This window comes from Cobetia sp. AM6, from assembly GCF_009617955.1.
Taxonomy (GTDB): Bacteria; Pseudomonadota; Gammaproteobacteria; order Pseudomonadales; family Halomonadaceae; genus Cobetia; species Cobetia amphilecti.
Genome location: NZ_AP021868.1, coordinates 2,290,418 through 2,307,368, shown reverse-complemented (window position 1 = coordinate 2,307,368; position 16,951 = coordinate 2,290,418). Strand labels below are relative to the sequence as shown.

Genomic DNA, 16,951 nt, shown 5'->3' with positions numbered 1-16,951 from the left:
CGGCTTTCAAGCGTTAAGTCCTTCAAGGCTAAGCCCTTCAAGACAGCCAGTCCTTCAAGCCGTACCCTTCAGCCCTTGAGCTGCTCCGGGTCGCGACGCTCGACGGCATAGGGCAGTGCGCTGCGCTCAAGCTCGGTGCCATCTTCCAATGCCAACGCTATCTCTTCATCACGCAGGCTGATCACGGCCAGCAGCTCCAGGCGTCCCTGCTCATCATGGGCTGCCTGCAACACTTCGCCAAGGGACTTGCCATCGGGAGATGTGACCTTGCTGCCCACCGCCGGCAAGTCGGCCGGCTGCATTGTCGTCAGGCGTTGCAGGCGCTTCTTGACCTGACCGCGAAAGTGGGCACGTGCCACGACTTCCTGACCGGTATAGCAGCCTTTCTTGAAGCTGATCGCGGCGAGGGCTTCCAGATTGAGCATCTGCGGCAGCCAGCTGTCAGTCTGCGCGGAAGTGACCCACTGTAGACCGGCGCGGATATCTTCCAGGCGCCAGCGGGTTTCGTCGCTGGCGGCCACATCGCGTCCGAAAAGCGCCGTCGCGAGGTCTGCCAGGGCGGCATGCGGGCCGACCAGTATCGCGCGCGGGGTATTGCCTGACGGCTGGCGAGCCAGCGCGCAGGTCTGCGGTTCTTCTTCCTCGCTCGACTGCAGGGGCGACGGGAGAACCGAGCGCATGGCCAGGTCGTGCGCGGGCAGAGCCGGTGCCGCCAGGGCGTCGGCACAGGCCGCCAGAGTCTGTTCGCCGAGAAGGCCGAGCACACTCAGCTCGCACGACACCTCCAGCGTCACCTTGTAGAAGGGCGCGAACTTGGCCAGATGGGCGCGCAGCGGTTCGGCGGTGCCAGCCGGCATCACCAGCCACAGGCGCCCTTCGCTGACGCGCAGCAGCTGAGCCATGGCCAGAATGCGCCCCTTCGGTGTGCAGAAGGTCGTCAGCGGCGCCAGCTCGCCATCGACCAGACTCAGCTGCTGTGAGGTCTGCCCCTGCAGAAAGCGTTCGCCATCCTTGCCGCAGACCTCGAGGACTTCGAAATTGCCCAGCGGGGTCAACCCATTTTCGGCCAGGGTGCGGTCAGCTACGCCAGCGAGTGGCATGGAGGCATCGTCTGGCTCACCCAGCGTCAGGCGGCCGTCCTCGCCGAGCTGGTAGCCGTGGTCTTGCATCAGGGTCTTGAAGGGATTCATTTACCACCATCCTGTTGCGAAGGAGTGAACTGCCGGTGGCGCTCTGGCAACCATGCGGCATGTCGGATGCCCGCATTGTCACGCGCCAGCTGGCGGCTGTCAGCCCCTAGTGCCTCAAGTGACAGTAAAAGAACGGGCAAATCAGGGCTCCCGTCCTGCCAGGCGTTTCTGCGGCCTGGCTTGCGAAGCGTCTGGTCCGCGCTGACTGCCAGACAACCGTGCTATTCTTGACGGCTGCAATGCGCCGCGGCGCCCCTTTTTTACTGCATGACAGGAATGACACGATGGCCAGCTTTTCTCTTACTTTGATCGGTGTCGAGAGCGTCAAGGACGTCAACAAGGTCACCACGGCGCTGATGATGATGGATGGCGTCAAGGAAGCCGAGGTCGGGCGTGGCTTTGCCGAAGTCGACGGTCAGGTGCGTTATGACGCCCTGGTCAAGGCGGTCGAGAAGGCCGGTTACAAGGTCAAGTGACCGCAGTGCACAGACGCTGGACAGGCGGCGAGCAGGCAACGTCTCATGAGCGGGATCACGGACAGATCAGCGACAGGGAGGTGACGAATGAGCATCGAGGTAATCAGCCGTCGGTCAGGCAGTTTCGTGCAGCGGGTACAGGTCGCAAGCTTTGATGAGTTGCTGGTCGATGTGCCGGCGGTGGTCGGTGGCGCCGAGAGCGCTCCGGACCCGCATGACTACTTCGACCTGTCGCTGGGGGCCTGCAAGTCGATCACCGTGCAGATGTACGCAAGGCGCAAAGGCTTGCCGCTGGCGGGGATCACCACCACGGTGGACCGGGACGACAGCGACGAGCGCCGTGGCAGCGACAGCGAATACCGCCTCACGGTCAGCATGCAGTTTCTGGCCGAGGAGGGCCATGAGCTGGACGCCGAGACGCGCGCGCGTCTGATCGAGATCTCCGAGCGTTGCCCCATCCATCGCCTGATGACCAGCACCCGGGTCTTGGTGACCAGTCGAGAAGCGCCCGCGAGCGAATGATGCCGCTGGGCAATCATCTGCCTGTCGTCAGTTGAAGACCCGACTGACTGCCACCATTGAGAGCGCATGAGCAAACCATTTCGCATCGATTCCAAGTTTCAGCCGGCCGGTGACCAACCGGCGGCCATCGAGAAGCTGATAACCGGCCTGGACGCGGGTCTGGCGCATCAGACCCTCCTGGGCGTGACCGGCTCCGGCAAGACCTTCACGGTGGCCAACATCGTGGAGCGTCTGCAGCGCCCGGCCATCGTCATGGCCCCCAACAAGACGCTGGCGGCACAGCTGTACGGCGAGTTCAAGTCGTTCTTCCCCGACAACGCCGTCGAATATTTCGTCTCCTATTACGATTACTATCAGCCCGAAGCCTACGTCGCCTCCTCGGACACCTTCATCGAGAAGGATGCCTCGATCAACGACCATATCGAGCAGATGCGCCTGTCGGCGACCAAGGCGCTGCTGGAACGCCGCGATGCGATCATCGTGGTCTCCGTCTCGGCCATCTACGGCCTGGGGGATCCGGATCAATACCTGAAGATGCGCCTGCACTTCAATCGTGGTGAGCAGATTGACCAGCGTGGCTTCCTAAGGCGTCTGGCGGAGCTGCAGTACACTCGCAACGATATGGATTTCCGGCGCGGTACGTATCGGGTGCGTGGCGACGTGATCGACATCTTCCCGGCCGACTCCGAAGAGCAGGCGGTGCGTGTCGAGCTTTTCGATGACGAGATCGATTCCATCCGGCTGTTCGATCCGCTGACCGGTGAAGTGGCCGAGTCGGTGCCGCGCATGACCATCTATCCCAAGAGTCACTACGTGACGCCGCGCGAGACCATCGTCGCTGCGGTCGATCGCATCAAGGAAGAACTCGTCGAGCGCCTCGATTACTTGCGCAAGCACGATAAGCTGGTCGAGGCCCAGCGCCTGGAGCAGCGTACCCTCTATGACATCGAGATGATGATGGAGCTGGGCTACTGCAATGGCATCGAGAACTACTCGCGCTATCTGTCGGGGCGTGATCCCGGCAATGCGCCGCCGACCTTCTTCGACTACCTGCCCAAGGATGCACTGGTCTTCATCGACGAGTCCCACGTCAGCGTGCCGCAGGTCGGCGGGATGTACCGCGGTGACCGATCGCGCAAGGAGACGTTGGTGGAGTACGGCTTCCGTCTGCCGTCGGCCCTCGACAACCGCCCGATGAAATTCGAGGAGTGGGAGAGCATCCTGCCCCAGACGGTATTCGTCTCGGCGACGCCTGGCCCCTATGAGGAAGAACATGCCGGCCAGGTGGTGGAGCAGGTGGTACGTCCCACCGGGCTGCTCGATCCGATCATCGAGGTGCGTTCGGCCTCGACCCAGGTCGATGATGTGCTCTCCGAGATCAAGGCGCGCACCCAGGTGGGCGAGCGCGTGCTGATCACCACGCTGACCAAGCGCATGTCGGAAGACCTGACCGAGTATCTGGGAGAGCATGATGTGCGGGTGCGCTATCTGCACTCCGATATCGACACCGTCGAGCGTGTCGAGATCATTCGTGACCTGCGTCTGGGCAAGTTCGATGTGCTGGTCGGCATCAACCTGCTGCGTGAGGGTCTCGATATACCGGAGGTCTCGCTGGTGGCGATTCTGGATGCCGACAAGGAAGGCTTCCTGCGCTCGGAACGCTCGCTGATCCAGACCATCGGCCGCGCGGCGCGTAATGCCAACGGCAAGGCCATTCTGTACGGGGATCGCATCACCGATTCCATGCAGCGGGCCATCGCCGAGACCGAACGCCGTCGCGAGAAGCAGATGGCCTTCAATGACGAGCACGGCATCACGCCGCGCACCATCACCAAGTCGGTGGCGGATATCATGGAAGGTGCCCAGGCACCGGGCCGCAAGAGCAGCCGTCGCAAGGGCAGCGAGCGTCAGGTGGCGGAAGAGACGCCGGACTACGCCGCGCTGGCGGCCGAAGGTCCTCAGGCGCTTGAAAAGGAGATCAGCCGTCTCGAAGATGCCATGTTTGCCGCGGCCAAGAACCTCGAGTTCGAGGAAGCCGGTCGACTGCGCGACCAGATCAACGACGTCCGCAATCGCCTGATCGCGCTGGGCTGACGCTACTCTCCATCTCCCAGCTTTCGCGTTGCCAAAGGCATTACCCTGCGCGCCCGACGATGTCACCCATCGTCGGGCGCGTGGCGTTCAGGGCTGGCGTGTGCCTGTCTGCAGGTACCCTGGTACCAGCGCGCGGCGGATATGTGTTGCGCAAGTGTCATCAGCGAGTTATCCCGTTATCTTGCCTATGCTTCGCAAATCATCACATGGCAGCTCAGTGCATGGCTCAGGGGCAACCGGTTGCTCGGGGAGGGCGGCAGCATTGCTTCTCTTACAACCTTGGGCGTAGCCGGGCAGGGGGCTGCAGTGCCTCCTGATGGTGCGAGAGGAGAGGGAAATCCTGTTATCCGCGTGTTGGCATGTGCCAATGACTGGCTTTGATCGGGTTTTCCGAGGATTGTCTGGCCACATTGGGAAGCGTGGTGCTTTTCGCTATTGGTAGGCTGCCGAGCCGCATTCATGAGCGCCCAAACGGTCACTTTACATGCGTATTCGCTGCTGCCAATAATGCTTTCAAGGCATTCCTGACGTGTCGACCCCCTGCCTGCAGGCTGGCAGCGGCGCACAAGGTCAGCGAATGACAGACACTGTCGCCAGCCTTTTTCGGTCAGCCCAGCGTTGGCACCAGGCGTCAGTCAGGTCTGCCCGGCCGTAGTACAACAATAATCGGGAACAGGAATTCTCATCATGATGCGCAGGTCTCTTCTCGCTCTCGGTATCGCCGCGGCGATGTCCACCCAGGCTCAGGCCGATATCACCATCGCCATGGCAGGCCCTGTCACGGGGCCGGTTGCCCAGTACGGTGACATGCAGTTCATCGGTGCCGAGATGGCCATCGAGCGGATCAATGCCGCCGGTGGCGTCGACGGCGAGATGCTAAAGGGCGTCAAATACGATGACGCCTGTGATCCCAAGCAGGCGGTGGCGGTGGCCAACCAGATCGTCAATGACGGTGTCCAGTACGTGATCGGCCACCTGTGCTCCAGTGCGACCCAGCCGGCCTCGGACATCTACGCCGAGGAAGGCGTGATGATGATCACGGCGGCGTCCACCAGCCCGACCATCACCGAGCAGGGCTATGAGCTGGTCTTCCGCACCATCGGCCTGGATTCCCTGCAGGGGCCGGTCGCCGGGCGCTATATCGCCGAGACGGTCAAGCCCAAGCACATGGCCGTGATCCACGACAAGCAGCAGTACGGGGAAGGCATCGCCACCGGCGTGCGCGATACCGTCGAGGAAGCCGGCATCGATGTGGTGCTGTTCGAGGGCATCACGGCAGGCGACAAGGATTTTTCGGCGCTGATCTCCAAGCTCAAGAAGGAGAATGTCGACTTCGTCTACTACGGCGGCTATCACCCGGAGCTGGGCCTCTTGCTGCGTCAGTCGCGTGAGCTGGGCTTCGATGCACCCTTCATGGGCCCGGAAGGGGTCGGCAATCCGGACATTTCCAAGATCGCCGGTCAGGCCTCCGAAGGGCTTTACGTGACGCTGCCGCCGGCCTTCGAGACAGACCCGAAGAACGCCGATCTGGTCGCGGCCTTCAAGGACAAGGATCAGGACCCCTCCGGGCCATTCGTCATGCCGGCCTACACCGCGGTGGAGCTGATCGCCGATGGCATCAAGGGGGCTGACTCCACCGACCCCTATGACGTCGCCGAATATCTCAAGGCCAACAGCTTTGACACGCCCATCGGCAAGGTCGAATACGACGAGAAGGGCGATCTGAAGGACTTCAACTTCGTCGTCTACAACTGGCACGCCGACGGAACCAAGAGCGAAGCGGCACATTGATCATCGGCTGGCCTCTGCTCGTCTGAGCTCAGCCTTCGCCACGGCCATGTGACATCACATCTGGCACCTCATTTGAGCGATCATTTGAGAGAGTATTTGAGACCTCATGTGGCCGTGGTGGATCACCCCCGAAACGCTTCCCGTCATGCCACCTGGCATGGCGGGCTTCTCCGTTCGGTCGAGTCCACGGTGATGCAACATCGCCGTGCCTTCCCGTTGTCGCCGCACATGCGGCATTTCCCTGACGGTCACCGGCCACAAGCCGACGACAGTCGCGGCCAAGGGTCGTTCCAATGGAAGACATCCTCTACTTCCTGCAACAGGTCATCAATGGCCTGACCATCGGCAGTACCTATGCCTTGATCGCCATCGGCTACACGATGGTCTATGGCATCATCGGCATGATCAATTTCGCTCACGGCGAGATCTACATGATCGGCACCTACGTGACCTTCATCGTCATCGCGGCGCTGGGCATGCTGGGTATCGCCAACCCCTTCTTTCTGATGGCGGCCGCCTTGCTGGTGGCGGTGCTGGTGTCCTGTGCCTACGGCTTTGCCGTGGAGAGGGTGGCCTATCGCCCGGTACGTGGCTCAAAGCGTCTGATCGCGCTGATCTCGGCGATCGGCATGTCGATCTTCCTGCAGAACTACATGCGTCTGGCCCAGGGTTCGCGGGACATGGCGATCTCCAGCCTGATCCCGGGCGGCTGGGAGTTCGGGCTGGAAAGCTTCGCAGTCAATCTCTCCTACATGCAGGTGATCATCTTCAGCGTCACCCTGGTGTGCATGCTGCTGCTGTCGTCCTTCATCTCGCGCTCGCGTCTGGGTCGTGCCTGCCGTGCCTGCTCGCAGGATGCCGGCATGGCGCGTCTGCTGGGCATCAATACCGACATGATCATCTCGATGACCTTCGTGATCGGGGCGGCACTTGCCGCCGTGGCAGGCCTGCTGCTCGGCATGTACTACGGCGTGGTCAATCCCTACATCGGCTTCCTGGCTGGCCTCAAGGCGTTCACGGCGGCGGTGCTGGGCGGTATCGGCAGTATCCCCGGCGCCATGCTGGGTGGCCTGCTGCTGGGCGTCGCGGAGGCGCTGACCGGCGGTTACCTGTCGACTGAATACAAGGACGTGGTGGCCTTCGGACTGCTGATCCTGATTCTGCTGTTCCGTCCCTCCGGGATTCTCGGCAAGCCCGAAGTGGAGAAGATCTGATGCCCAAGCTTGCGAAACAGACTTTGAATACAGCGGGTACCTCACCCGCCGAGACGATTCCGCCACAGCCTTCCTATCGGCGTCCCTGGTGGTCGGCACTTGCGGCCGCCGTGCTGACCCTCGTGCTGGGGGGCTCGGTACTGGGTGTGCAGCTCGAGTCCACCGGCATCACCACCACGGTACGCTTGATGGGCATGGACACCTGGGGATGGTTGCTGGCCGCGGCGCTGGCCGTCTTCCTGCATCAGCTGGTACGTCCGCAGATCGAGGAGTGGCGCGCACGCACGCGCAAACCTTCACGTTTCAGCGTCCCTGATGTCATGAGCGGTCAGAAGCGTCAGCTGTGGATCATGCTGGCCATCGGTGCGTTGCTGATCTTCCCGTTCCTCTCCAACCGCTCGGCGGTGGACCTCGCCACCCTGACGCTGATCTACATCATGCTGGGCCTGGGGCTCAACGTGGTGGTAGGGCTCGCCGGGCTGCTGGATCTCGGCTACGTGGGCTTCTACGCCGTTGGGGCCTATACCTATGCGCTGCTCAACAGCTATCTGGGCTTCAGCTTCTGGGAGGCATTGCCCATCGCCGGATTGATGACGGCGCTGTTCGGCTATCTGCTTGGCTTCCCCGTGCTACGGCTGCGTGGTGACTATCTGGCCATCGTGACGCTGGGCTTCGGCGAGATCATCCGCATCCTGCTCAACAACTGGACCGAGTTGACTGGCGGCCCGAATGGCATCGCGCGCATTCCCAAGCCGACCTTGTTCAATCTCGAGTTCTCGCGGCGGGCCGACGAGGGCAACATCGCCTTCCATGAGTTCTTCGGCATCGACTATGACCCGGCCCTCAAGGTGATCTACCTGTATCTGCTGGCCTTGATTCTGGTGCTGATCACGCTGTTCGTGATCTACCGCTTGCTGCGCATGCCCATCGGGCGGGCGTGGGAGGCGCTGCGCGAGGATGACATCGCCTGTCGCTCGCTGGGGATGAACCCCACCGGTATCAAGCTCTCGGCCTTCACGATCGGTGCGAGCTTCGCCGGTTTCGCCGGTGCCTTCTTCGCTGCGCGTCAGGGTTTCATCAGCCCAGAATCCTTCACCTTCATCGAGTCGGCGATCATTCTGGCCATCGTGGTGCTGGGGGGAATGGGCTCGCAATTGGGTGTGATTCTGGCCGCGATCGCCATGACGCTGTTGCCGGAGCTGGCACGCGAATTCAATGAATATCGCATGCTGCTGTTCGGACTGATGATGGTGCTGATGATGGTATGGCGTCCTCAGGGCCTGGTGCCGCTCAAACGACCGCAGATGGAGCTCGACCGTGGCTGACACACATGATAATCAGGTCTGTGACAAGCAGGTCCACGACAGGCAAGGCCTCGACAAGGCAGCACCAGCCACCTCCTCACATCGTCAGGCGCGCGCCGAGGGTAGGGCACCGTTGCTGGATGTGTGTGACCTCACCATGCAGTTCGGTGGCCTCAAGGCCGTGGATGGGGTGACGCTTCAGGTACATCCGGGGGAGGTGGTGTCGGTCATCGGACCGAATGGTGCAGGCAAGACCACCGTCTTCAACTGCATTTCCGGCTTCTATCAGCCGACTGGCGGCGAGGTGTATTTCCAGAACCGCGCCATGCATCGTCTACCGGGCTACCGAATTGCTCAGGCTGGCATGGTGCGCACCTTCCAGAACGTGCGGTTGTTCAAGGAGATGACCGTCATCGAGAACCTGCTGGTGGCGCAGCACATGCACGCCGAACGCAACCTTCTCAAGGGACTGTTCAAGACGCCGGGCTATCGACGCAGTGAAAAGGCGCTGATGCAGCATGCCGGCGACTGGCTGGAGCGAGTCGGTCTGCTCGAATTCGCCAACCGCGAGGCGGGCAATCTGGCCTATGGCCAGCAGCGTCGGCTCGAGATCGCGCGCTGCATGGTCGCCAGGCCGCGGCTGCTGATGCTGGATGAGCCGGCGGCGGGCCTCAATCCCAATGAAACGCGCGATCTGGATGATCTGATCGTCAGCCTGACCCGCGATGAGGGCATCTCGGTGCTGTTGATCGAGCATGATATGAGTCTGGTAATGGGCATCTCGGACCACATCTACGTGGTCAATCAGGGCCAGCCGCTGGCGGATGGCAGTCCGGAAGACATACGGCGCAATGATGCCGTGATCAAGGCCTATCTGGGGGAAGAGTGATCATGAGTGAGCATGTCGAAGACGTGACACCCGAGGCCACGCTTGCCGGTGAGGAGCTCGCGCCCCGGGAGGCCATGCTGGCCCTCGAGCATCTGACCACCCACTACGGGCCGGTGCAGGCGCTCAATGATGTCTCGCTGGCCGTCGGACAGGGCGAGATCGTGACGCTGATCGGTGCCAACGGTGCCGGCAAGACGACGCTTCTAATGTCGATCTGTGGCGATCCGCGTCCGACCAGCGGGCGGGTGTGGTTCGAGGGCGAGGAGATCACCGGTACACCCACGGCGCGTGTGATGCGTGGAGGGCTGTCGGTGGTGCCGGAAGGTCGCCGCATCTTCACCGGCATGACGGTGGAGGAGAATCTTGCCATGGGCGGCTATTACCAGAGCAAGGAGGAAAACGAGCGCAGTATCGAGCACGTGCTGGGGCTCTTCCCGCGCCTCAAGGAACGCTTTCAGCAGCGCGGCGGCACCATGTCCGGCGGAGAGCAGCAGATGTTGGCCATCGGGCGCGCCCTGATGAGTCGGCCGCGGCTGTTGTTGCTCGATGAGCCATCGCTGGGGCTGGCGCCCATCGTGATCGGGCAGATCTTCGAGATCGTAGAGCAGCTGCGCGAGCAGGGCACCACCATCTTCCTGGTGGAGCAGAATGCCCATCGCGCCCTGTCGATCGCCGATCGCGGTTATGTGCTGGAGCATGGTCGCGTGGTGCTGGCGGACAGCGGTAAGGCGCTGCTGGCCAATGATGACGTGCGTCGTGCCTATCTTGGCGGCTGAGAGGCCTGGCACGTGATTCGCTGTCGCGCCTCACCAGAGGAAGGCAATGCAAAAGAACGCGCCCCTGTCACTGAAACCTCGGTGGCAGGGGCGCTTTCTTGAGGATGCGATGCAGGGTGCGAGCCAGGGGGGGGCGGGTAAAGTGGCGTGAATGGCTTACGCCGAGAGAGGTGTCACGAATTCTTCCGGAGCATAGGCGACGCCGTCATGGATACGGTAATGATCGGTAGGGCCGGAGACCTGGCAATTGCTGACGCAGGCCTGGCTGGCGGGAAGCTGGCGCAAGGGATAGCGCACGCCGGATTGACATAGCTCCAGCATCTTCTTGAGCGCGCTGCGCTCACAGAAACCGCACAGGCACTCCAGGGCGTTGTCGAGGCAGTCTTCTTCGCTCATGCCCGCCCCATAGATGCGATTGTCATCACAGACGACGAATCCAAGAGCCCCGGGGGATGTGGCGGGTGTTGTCATGTCTGCTGCCGTTTCAGGTACTGCACTGAGAATGTTGTCAGCCATGATGAACCTCATTGTGATGGGGTATTCCGGCTTCTTCGAGCCAGTCGCTAGCTTGTCTGCCCATGACCCTCTCTGGTCATGCCTCATCCCAGAGTAGACGGCGGTCGTCAAACTGCCATGCAAATCTGTTTGGTGCGTCAAGGACAAATCGATGCTGCGTCAGAAATGTGACAGGGAAGTGACATTCAGGTGACTGTCCGGGGCTCATGCCTGACGTTTTCAGGGCGGCTGGCAGCCAGGCGACTGGCGGTAACGTGCGTTGAGCGCCAGCAATATCGCGATACTCTCGACATCGAAGGCCCCACTGATCGACCCGGGACGAAAGTGTGCCTGGAACGCGGCAATCGCCAGTTCGGGCCGTGCGACGTCCACTGGGTAGCCGTAATGCGTCAGCGCCGTGAGCAGAACCTCTCGTGATGGCAGCCCTTCGCTTGCCAGTTGGCGCTGGAAGCACAGCACGTCAGAGGTGCGTGGCCAGGCACCGATGCCGGCGTCATGCAGGCGTTGCCAGGGGAATCGCGGGCCGGGGTCGGTCTTGCGCTCAGGGGCGATGTCCGAGTGCCCGACGATATCCACCGCCTTGATGCCATGGCGCGCGATGATGGGCTTGAGCAGCGTGATTAATGCAGTGATCTGCGCCTCGCTCCACGGTGCGAAGCCACGTGAGGGGGCCCAGCGCCTGGCGACCGCCTCCCTGGCATCTTCCTGCTCGCCTCCCTGCAATGGCTCCAGTGCCAGGGGCCCGGCATTGACGATCTCGATACCGATGGAGGTGTCATTGAGATTGCTGCGCTCACCCCACTGGCTGACGCCGGCATGCCAGGCGCGGCGCGCTTCCGGCACCAGCGGATAGACGCGCGGCAGGCCGGTCGCGGGCATCGGCGCCGACAGCAGATAATGAGCGCTGACCTGAGAGCCCGTCAGGCTGAGCAGGGAGCCGTGCAGATCATCATCGGTGTAGTGAAGTACCAGATGGCGAACCCGTGAATTGCTCTTGCCGTGGGGGGAGGGCGTCACCCAGTCGAAGGTATCGCTCCCGACACCTGCGCCAGAACCCGACTGGGTGCCACAGCCTGCCAGCAACATCGTGAGCGCGGCAGCGGCCAGCGACAGCAGACGCCGCGAGAAGAAGCGTCGCGGGAAGAGGCGTGGCGAGAAGGAGGGGGGTGAACAGTCGCGTGGCGTCATTGAGCAATCATCGTGGCTGAAGAAGGGGAGTCTGCATGACAGGACGGTACCGCAACGGGACGGCGGCAGTCGCTTCGCGATACACGCGACTGCCGGCAGCGAAGCAGGCGGCTCAGGGCGGGAGAGCCTTGCGCAGACTGGGCCATAACCTGCTGAATTCTCATGTCTTGCGGGTTGCAGGATTCGCTCTGCCGCCGCGTGCTCGCATGAGGTATAATCCCGCGCACCTGATCTGACGCTCGCCCCGTGGCGGCGCGATTGCCGTGCCTGACAACAGTAATCGCCCCTGTGCCCTGTGCGCCAGTGTGTCTGTCTTTTCCATCGCTTGCCCTTGAGGAGCCGATCCTGATGACCGTGATCCGCCAGGATGACCTGATCCAGAGCGTCGCCGACGCGCTGCAGTACATCTCCTACTACCATCCGAAGGATTTCATCGACGCCATGAACGCGGCGTACGAGCGTGAAGAGAATCCTGCCGCCAAGGATGCCATCGCGCAGATCCTGATCAACTCCCGGATGTGTGCCCTGGGTCATCGTCCCATCTGTCAGGACACCGGTATCGTCACCGTCTTCGTTCACGTCGGCATGAACGTGCGCTTCGAGGCCGACATGAGCCTGGATGACATGGTCAACGAAGGCGTGCGTCGCGCCTATCTGCTGCCGGACAACGTGCTGCGCGCCTCTGTGCTGGCAGACCCGGACGGCAAGCGTGCCAACACCAAGGACAACACGCCCGCCATCATCCACCACAAGCTGGTGCCGGGTGACAGCGTCGAGATCCACGTCGCGGCCAAAGGTGGCGGCAGCGAAGCCAAGTCCAAGTTCGCGATGCTCAACCCGTCCGACTCCGTAGTCGACTGGGTGCTGGAGCAGATTCCGAAGATGGGCGCTGGCTGGTGTCCGCCCGGCATGCTGGGTATCGGCATCGGCGGTACCGCCGAGAAGGCGATGCAGCTGGCCAAGGAGTCCCTGCTCGAGCCGATCGATATCCAGGAACTGAAGGCGCGTGGTGCCTCCAACCGTGCCGAAGAGATCCGTCTCGAGCTGTTCGAGAAGGTCAACGCCACTGGCGTCGGCGCCCAGGGCCTCGGTGGTCTGACCACCGTGCTCGACATCAAGGTCATGGATTATCCGACCCACGCGGCCAACAAGCCGGTGGCGATCATCCCGAACTGTGCGGCGACCCGTCACGTGCACTTCACCCTGGATGGCAGCGGTGTGGCAGAACTGCCGGCACCCAAGCTCGAGGACTGGCCGGAAATCACCCGTGAAGCAGGCGACAGTGTCAAGCGTGTCAACCTCGACACCGTGACGCCCGAGGAAGTGCAGAGCTGGCAGCCGGGCGACACCCTGCTGCTCAATGGCAAGCTGCTGACCGGCCGTGACGCCGCTCACAAGCGCATGACCGAGATGCTGGCACGCGGCGAGCAGCTGCCGGTCGATCTCAAGGGTCGCTTCATCTATTACGTCGGCCCGGTCGACCCGATCCGTGACGAAGTCGTCGGTCCGGCTGGCCCGACCACCGCGACCCGCATGGACAAGTTCACGCGCACCTTGCTGGAAGAGACCGGCCTCTTGGGCATGGTCGGCAAGGCAGAGCGTGGCCCGACCGCGATCGACGCCATCCGTGACAACAAGTCCAGCTACCTGATGGCCGTCGGCGGCGCTGCCTACCTGGTCGCCCAGGCGATCAAGAAATCCCGTGTGCTGGCATTTGAAGACCTGGGCATGGAAGCGATCTACGAATTCGAGGTCGAAGACATGCCGGTGACCGTAGCCGTCGACAGCGCGGGTGTCTCCGTGCACCAGACGGGCCCGGCCAAGTGGAAGGAAATCATCGCTGAGCGTGCATGATGGCCCTGTCGTGATACGCCGTCGTATCGTGTGGATATGACCTGAAGACCCCCGCCGGTGATGGCATGCCGGCGGGGGTCTTCGTCTGTGTGCCGTCGATGTCATGGCATCGTTGCGCGCACTGCTGTGGCATACTCTGGCAACCCTGACGCCTGCAATGGAGCTGCAATGACCGCCTGGTTACTTGGCTTTCTGCTGTTGAGCAGTCACATTCTGGGTGCGATGACCGCCGTCATGGCCCTGATGTCCAGTCGTACCTCCCAGGGTGCGATCGCCTGGATTCTGTGTCTGCTGACCTTTCCCTACGTCGCCCTGCCACTGTACTGGGTATTCGGGCGTCCACGTTTCTATGGTTATGTCAGCGCTCGCGAGGAGCGCGACTCGACCATGCGCCGCGTCTTGATGCGTTTCCGTCCCAAACTGTCGCCGTGGCTGTCACGCCCGCTGGGCGGCAATCCCACCCATCTGGATGCCATAGAGCGCCTGGCGATGATGCCTGTCACCACCGGCAACCGCGCCAAGTTGTTGATCAATGGCGAGCACACCTTCGATTCGCTGTTTCATGCCATCGATACCGCCGAGGATTACATCCTGATCCAGTTCTTCATCGTGCGAAACGATGAACTGGGGGTGCGTCTCAAGCAGAAGTTGATGCGCCGCGCCGAACGCGGCGTGCGGGTCTGTTTCCTGTATGACGAGATCGGCTCGCGCAAGCTGCCCGACGGCTATCTGAATGATCTGATGGAATCGGGGTGTGAGGTCAGTGCCTTCAATTCCTCGCGGGGCTGGCGTCATCGTTTCCAGATCAACTTCCGTAATCATCGCAAGATCACCGTCATCGACGGCCGTGTCGGCTTCGTGGGCGGGCTGAATGTCGGCAATGAATATCTGGGCCATTCCGAGCGTTACGGGGCCTGGCGTGATACCCATCTCAAGCTTGAGGGCCCCAGCGTGATGGGCCTGCAGGAAGCCTTCTGGGAAGACTGGCACTGGGCGACCGGTGAGGTGCTGTCGCTTGAATGGCAGCCGCAGATCAGCTGTGACGAATGTCAGCATGTAGTGATCGTGCCTTCCGGCCCGGCGGACCGCCGCGAGACGGCCAGCCTGCTGGTGCAGCAGGCGATTCACTCCTCGGTCAGCCGCATCTGGATCACCAGCCCTTATTTCGTGCCGGACCAGGGCGTGCAGGATGCGCTCAAGATCGCTGCGCTGCGCGGGGTGGATGTGCGGGTGATGATTCCTGAGCGACCCGATCACCTGCTGGTGTTCCTGTCGGCGTTCTCGTTCCTGTCCGAGATGATTCGCTCCGGCGTACGCGTCTTCCGCTATCAGCCAGGCTTCCTGCATCAGAAGGTGATGTTGATGGATAGTCATACGGCAACCATCGGCACCGTCAATCTTGACAACCGCTCCTTCCGCCTCAACTTCGAGATCACGGCGTTCGTGCCCGATCACCAGTTTGCCTCGGAAGTGGAGGCGATGCTCGAAGAGGACTTCCGCCACTGTCGTGAAATCAGCTGCGAAGAGCTGGATGCGCGGCCGATGTGGCGCAAGCTGATCTCGCGCGCGGCCTATCTGCTGGCTCCCATCCAGTAATCCAGCATCCTGCATGCGACAAGCGCCTGCCGAGCTGAGCAAAACTCGCTCGGCAGGTCTTGCCAATCGCCGCGCCAGCAGGCATCTTCTCGCTATAACTGATCGCCTTCTTATTTCTTAAATGAATAAAGTGAGAGCCTTGAGGTGCTTCGCATGCCATGCACGCGAAGCGTCGCCGAGGCCGGCGACTTCATGATTCAGCGCTGAGACCTGCCATGACTGCTCAAGACCCCACCGCTAGCCACGCGCCTTCCATCGACTATCAGTTTCGCGATGATGCGGATGTGATCGCCTTCGCGCGCCAGCACGTCGGTGCTCGATATCCGGGCTTCGCGACCGCTGAAGCACTTCAGGTCGAAGAGATCGGCGATGGCAACATCAACTATGTCTATCGCGTCTGCACGCCGGACCGCTCCGCCTCGGTAATCGTCAAGCAGGGCCTGCCCTGGGTGCGCATCATCGGCGAAAGCTGGCCGCTGTCGCTGGTGCGTGTGCGCATCGAGGCGGAAACTCTGCAGTTCGAGGCAGACTGCGCGCCGGACCTGGTGCCGGCGCTTTATCACTTCGATGAAGCTCGTTCAGCGATCGTGATGGAAGATATCGGCGATCACCGCAATCTGCGCCATGCCTTCCTGGAGCGCGCGTCATTGCCCCGGCTGGGCGAGCAGATGGGGCATTTTCTGGCCACTACGCTTTATCGCAGCAGCGATCTGGCACTCGATGCCCACGACAAGAAGGCGCGCGTCGCCCGCTTCATCAATCCCGATCAGTGCAAGATCACCGAAGACCTGTTCTTCATCGATCCGTTCTGTGATCACGAGCGCAACAGCATCAATCCGGCGCTGCGCGCGGATGCCGAAGCCCTGTGGCAGGATGCTGCCCTGAAGGTCGAAGTGGCGGAGCTCAAGCAGCGTTTCCTCTCCGCGCCCGAGGCACTGCTGCATGGTGATCTGCATGCGGGCTCTATCTTCGTGCGTGAAGACAGTACGAAGGTCATCGATCCGGAATTCGGCTTCTTCGGGCCGGCGGGCTTTGATATTGGCAGCTGGCTGGCAGCACTGTGGCTGGCGGCCTGTGCGCATACCGAGCTTGAGGGAGAACAGGGCAACAAGCGTGACTACGTAGCGCAGCTGCGCGCCCAGGCGGTCGCCAGTTGGGAGAGCTTCGCTTGTGAGTATCGTGAGCAGGCCACCCATACATCGGATGCCAGCTTCGCTGCGTCGGGCGTGGCAGAGCATCTGTTGTCTCGCATGTTGCGTGATGCACTGGGCTATGCCGGCTGTGAGCTGATCCGCCGCACTGTGGGGCTTGCGCATATTCTGGAGCTCGAATCCATCAGCGATGAGGCCACCCGCGCACGCGCCGAGCGGCGGGCGCTGGCGCTCGGGCGCGAGTTGATCATGACGCGCGAACGCCTGAGCGATATCGATGCCATCGATGCCTTGGTGGCGCGTCACCTCGCCTGAGGGCTGGCATGCCAGGCAGGAGTCGGGCGTTCAGGGCCCGGCTAGGGTAGACTCTGCGCTCCGCACCCACGCGCT

Annotated in this window: 14 protein-coding genes; 11 read left to right on the top strand and 3 right to left on the bottom strand. The window is 62.1% G+C overall.

The features are described 5' to 3' along the window. Positions 1-68 precede the first annotated feature (68 nt). Positions 69-1,190: a CAF17-like 4Fe-4S cluster assembly/insertion protein YgfZ gene (ygfZ, locus tag CLAM6_RS09800; protein ID WP_225346719.1), complete on the bottom strand. Its 1,122-nt coding sequence runs from the start codon at positions 1,188-1,190 to the stop codon at positions 69-71. Between the two features lie 284 nt (positions 1,191-1,474). On the opposite strand from ygfZ, the gene CLAM6_RS09795 reads away from it, so the two are divergent. The 8 genes from CLAM6_RS09795 to CLAM6_RS09760 all read left to right on the top strand — a co-directional run bounded on the left by CLAM6_RS09795 (position 1,475) and on the right by CLAM6_RS09760 (position 10,256). Further along, positions 1,475-1,666: a hypothetical protein gene (locus CLAM6_RS09795; RefSeq protein ID WP_153635924.1), complete on the top strand. Its 192-nt coding sequence runs from the start codon at positions 1,475-1,477 to the stop codon at positions 1,664-1,666. A gap of 87 nt (positions 1,667-1,753) precedes the next feature. Next, entirely contained in the window at positions 1,754-2,188 is a 435-nt protein-coding gene (locus tag CLAM6_RS09790) for an OsmC family protein (protein WP_153635923.1), read from the top strand. Positions 2,189-2,254: 66 nt separating this feature from the next. Beyond that, complete coding sequence (gene uvrB, locus CLAM6_RS09785) at positions 2,255-4,282, top strand: excinuclease ABC subunit UvrB (protein WP_153635922.1); 2,028 nt, start codon at positions 2,255-2,257, stop codon at positions 4,280-4,282. Positions 4,283-4,972: 690 nt separating this feature from the next. Beyond that, entirely contained in the window at positions 4,973-6,073 is a 1,101-nt protein-coding gene (locus tag CLAM6_RS09780) for a branched-chain amino acid ABC transporter substrate-binding protein (protein WP_404813686.1), read from the top strand. A gap of 293 nt (positions 6,074-6,366) precedes the next feature. Then, complete coding sequence (gene livH / locus CLAM6_RS09775; protein WP_043336883.1) at positions 6,367-7,287, top strand: high-affinity branched-chain amino acid ABC transporter permease LivH; 921 nt, start codon at positions 6,367-6,369, stop codon at positions 7,285-7,287. Next, on the top strand, positions 7,287-8,612 hold the full coding sequence (gene livM / locus CLAM6_RS09770; RefSeq protein WP_153635920.1) for a high-affinity branched-chain amino acid ABC transporter permease LivM: 1,326 nt from the start codon (positions 7,287-7,289) through the stop codon (positions 8,610-8,612). Before livH ends, livM begins: the two co-directional genes overlap by 1 nt. A 112-nt stretch (positions 8,613-8,724) precedes the next feature. Beyond that, positions 8,725-9,480, top strand: a complete 756-nt coding sequence (gene livG / locus CLAM6_RS09765) for a high-affinity branched-chain amino acid ABC transporter ATP-binding protein LivG (protein WP_263643040.1) — start codon at positions 8,725-8,727, stop codon at positions 9,478-9,480. 74 nt (positions 9,481-9,554) lie between these two features. Then, the gene (locus tag CLAM6_RS09760) at positions 9,555-10,256 is read left to right on the top strand and encodes an ABC transporter ATP-binding protein (RefSeq protein ID WP_043336899.1); all 702 of its coding nucleotides are present in this window, start codon (positions 9,555-9,557) and stop codon (positions 10,254-10,256) included. Positions 10,257-10,412: 156 nt separating this feature from the next. Here the strand turns inward: CLAM6_RS09760 and CLAM6_RS09755 are convergent, their stop codons facing one another. Then, a complete protein-coding gene (locus CLAM6_RS09755) occupies positions 10,413-10,652 on the bottom strand; it encodes a hypothetical protein (RefSeq protein WP_153635919.1) in 240 nt (79 codons plus the stop codon). Positions 10,653-10,991: 339 nt separating this feature from the next. Continuing rightward, complete coding sequence (locus CLAM6_RS09750; protein ID WP_225346717.1) at positions 10,992-11,960, bottom strand: N-acetylmuramoyl-L-alanine amidase; 969 nt, start codon at positions 11,958-11,960, stop codon at positions 10,992-10,994. Between the two features lie 348 nt (positions 11,961-12,308). Between CLAM6_RS09750 and CLAM6_RS09745 the strand changes: the two genes are divergently transcribed. The 3 genes from CLAM6_RS09745 to mtnK all read left to right on the top strand — a co-directional run bounded on the left by CLAM6_RS09745 (position 12,309) and on the right by mtnK (position 16,876). Continuing rightward, entirely contained in the window at positions 12,309-13,814 is a 1,506-nt protein-coding gene (locus CLAM6_RS09745; RefSeq protein WP_153635918.1) for a fumarate hydratase, read from the top strand. A gap of 168 nt (positions 13,815-13,982) precedes the next feature. Beyond that, on the top strand, positions 13,983-15,410 hold the full coding sequence (gene cls, locus CLAM6_RS09740) for a cardiolipin synthase (protein WP_153635917.1): 1,428 nt from the start codon (positions 13,983-13,985) through the stop codon (positions 15,408-15,410). A gap of 215 nt (positions 15,411-15,625) precedes the next feature. Beyond that, positions 15,626-16,876 (top strand): S-methyl-5-thioribose kinase, encoded by a 1,251-nt coding sequence (gene mtnK / locus CLAM6_RS09735; RefSeq protein ID WP_153635916.1) that lies wholly within the window; start codon positions 15,626-15,628, stop codon positions 16,874-16,876. Positions 16,877-16,951: the final 75 nt, after the last annotated feature.

Bases quoted from the DNA above. Each gene is read 5' to 3' on its own strand.
- ygfZ (WP_225346719.1), bottom strand. From the start codon at position 1,190: ATGAATCCCTTCAAGACCCTGATGCAAGACCACGGCTACCAGCTCGGC.
- CLAM6_RS09795 (WP_153635924.1), top strand. From the start codon at position 1,475: ATGGCCAGCTTTTCTCTTACTTTGATCGGTGTCGAGAGCGTCAAGGAC.
- CLAM6_RS09790 (WP_153635923.1), top strand. From the start codon at position 1,754: ATGAGCATCGAGGTAATCAGCCGTCGGTCAGGCAGTTTCGTGCAGCGG.
- uvrB (WP_153635922.1), top strand. From the start codon at position 2,255: ATGAGCAAACCATTTCGCATCGATTCCAAGTTTCAGCCGGCCGGTGAC.
- CLAM6_RS09780 (WP_404813686.1), top strand. From the start codon at position 4,973: ATGCGCAGGTCTCTTCTCGCTCTCGGTATCGCCGCGGCGATGTCCACC.
- livH (WP_043336883.1), top strand. From the start codon at position 6,367: ATGGAAGACATCCTCTACTTCCTGCAACAGGTCATCAATGGCCTGACC.
- livM (WP_153635920.1), top strand. From the start codon at position 7,287: ATGCCCAAGCTTGCGAAACAGACTTTGAATACAGCGGGTACCTCACCC.
- CLAM6_RS09760 (WP_043336899.1), top strand. From the start codon at position 9,555: ATGCTGGCCCTCGAGCATCTGACCACCCACTACGGGCCGGTGCAGGCG.
- CLAM6_RS09755 (WP_153635919.1), bottom strand. From the start codon at position 10,652: ATGAGCGAAGAAGACTGCCTCGACAACGCCCTGGAGTGCCTGTGCGGT.
- CLAM6_RS09750 (WP_225346717.1), bottom strand. From the start codon at position 11,960: ATGACGCCACGCGACTGTTCACCCCCCTCCTTCTCGCCACGCCTCTTC.
- CLAM6_RS09745 (WP_153635918.1), top strand. From the start codon at position 12,309: ATGACCGTGATCCGCCAGGATGACCTGATCCAGAGCGTCGCCGACGCG.
- cls (WP_153635917.1), top strand. From the start codon at position 13,983: ATGACCGCCTGGTTACTTGGCTTTCTGCTGTTGAGCAGTCACATTCTG.
- mtnK (WP_153635916.1), top strand. From the start codon at position 15,626: ATGACTGCTCAAGACCCCACCGCTAGCCACGCGCCTTCCATCGACTAT.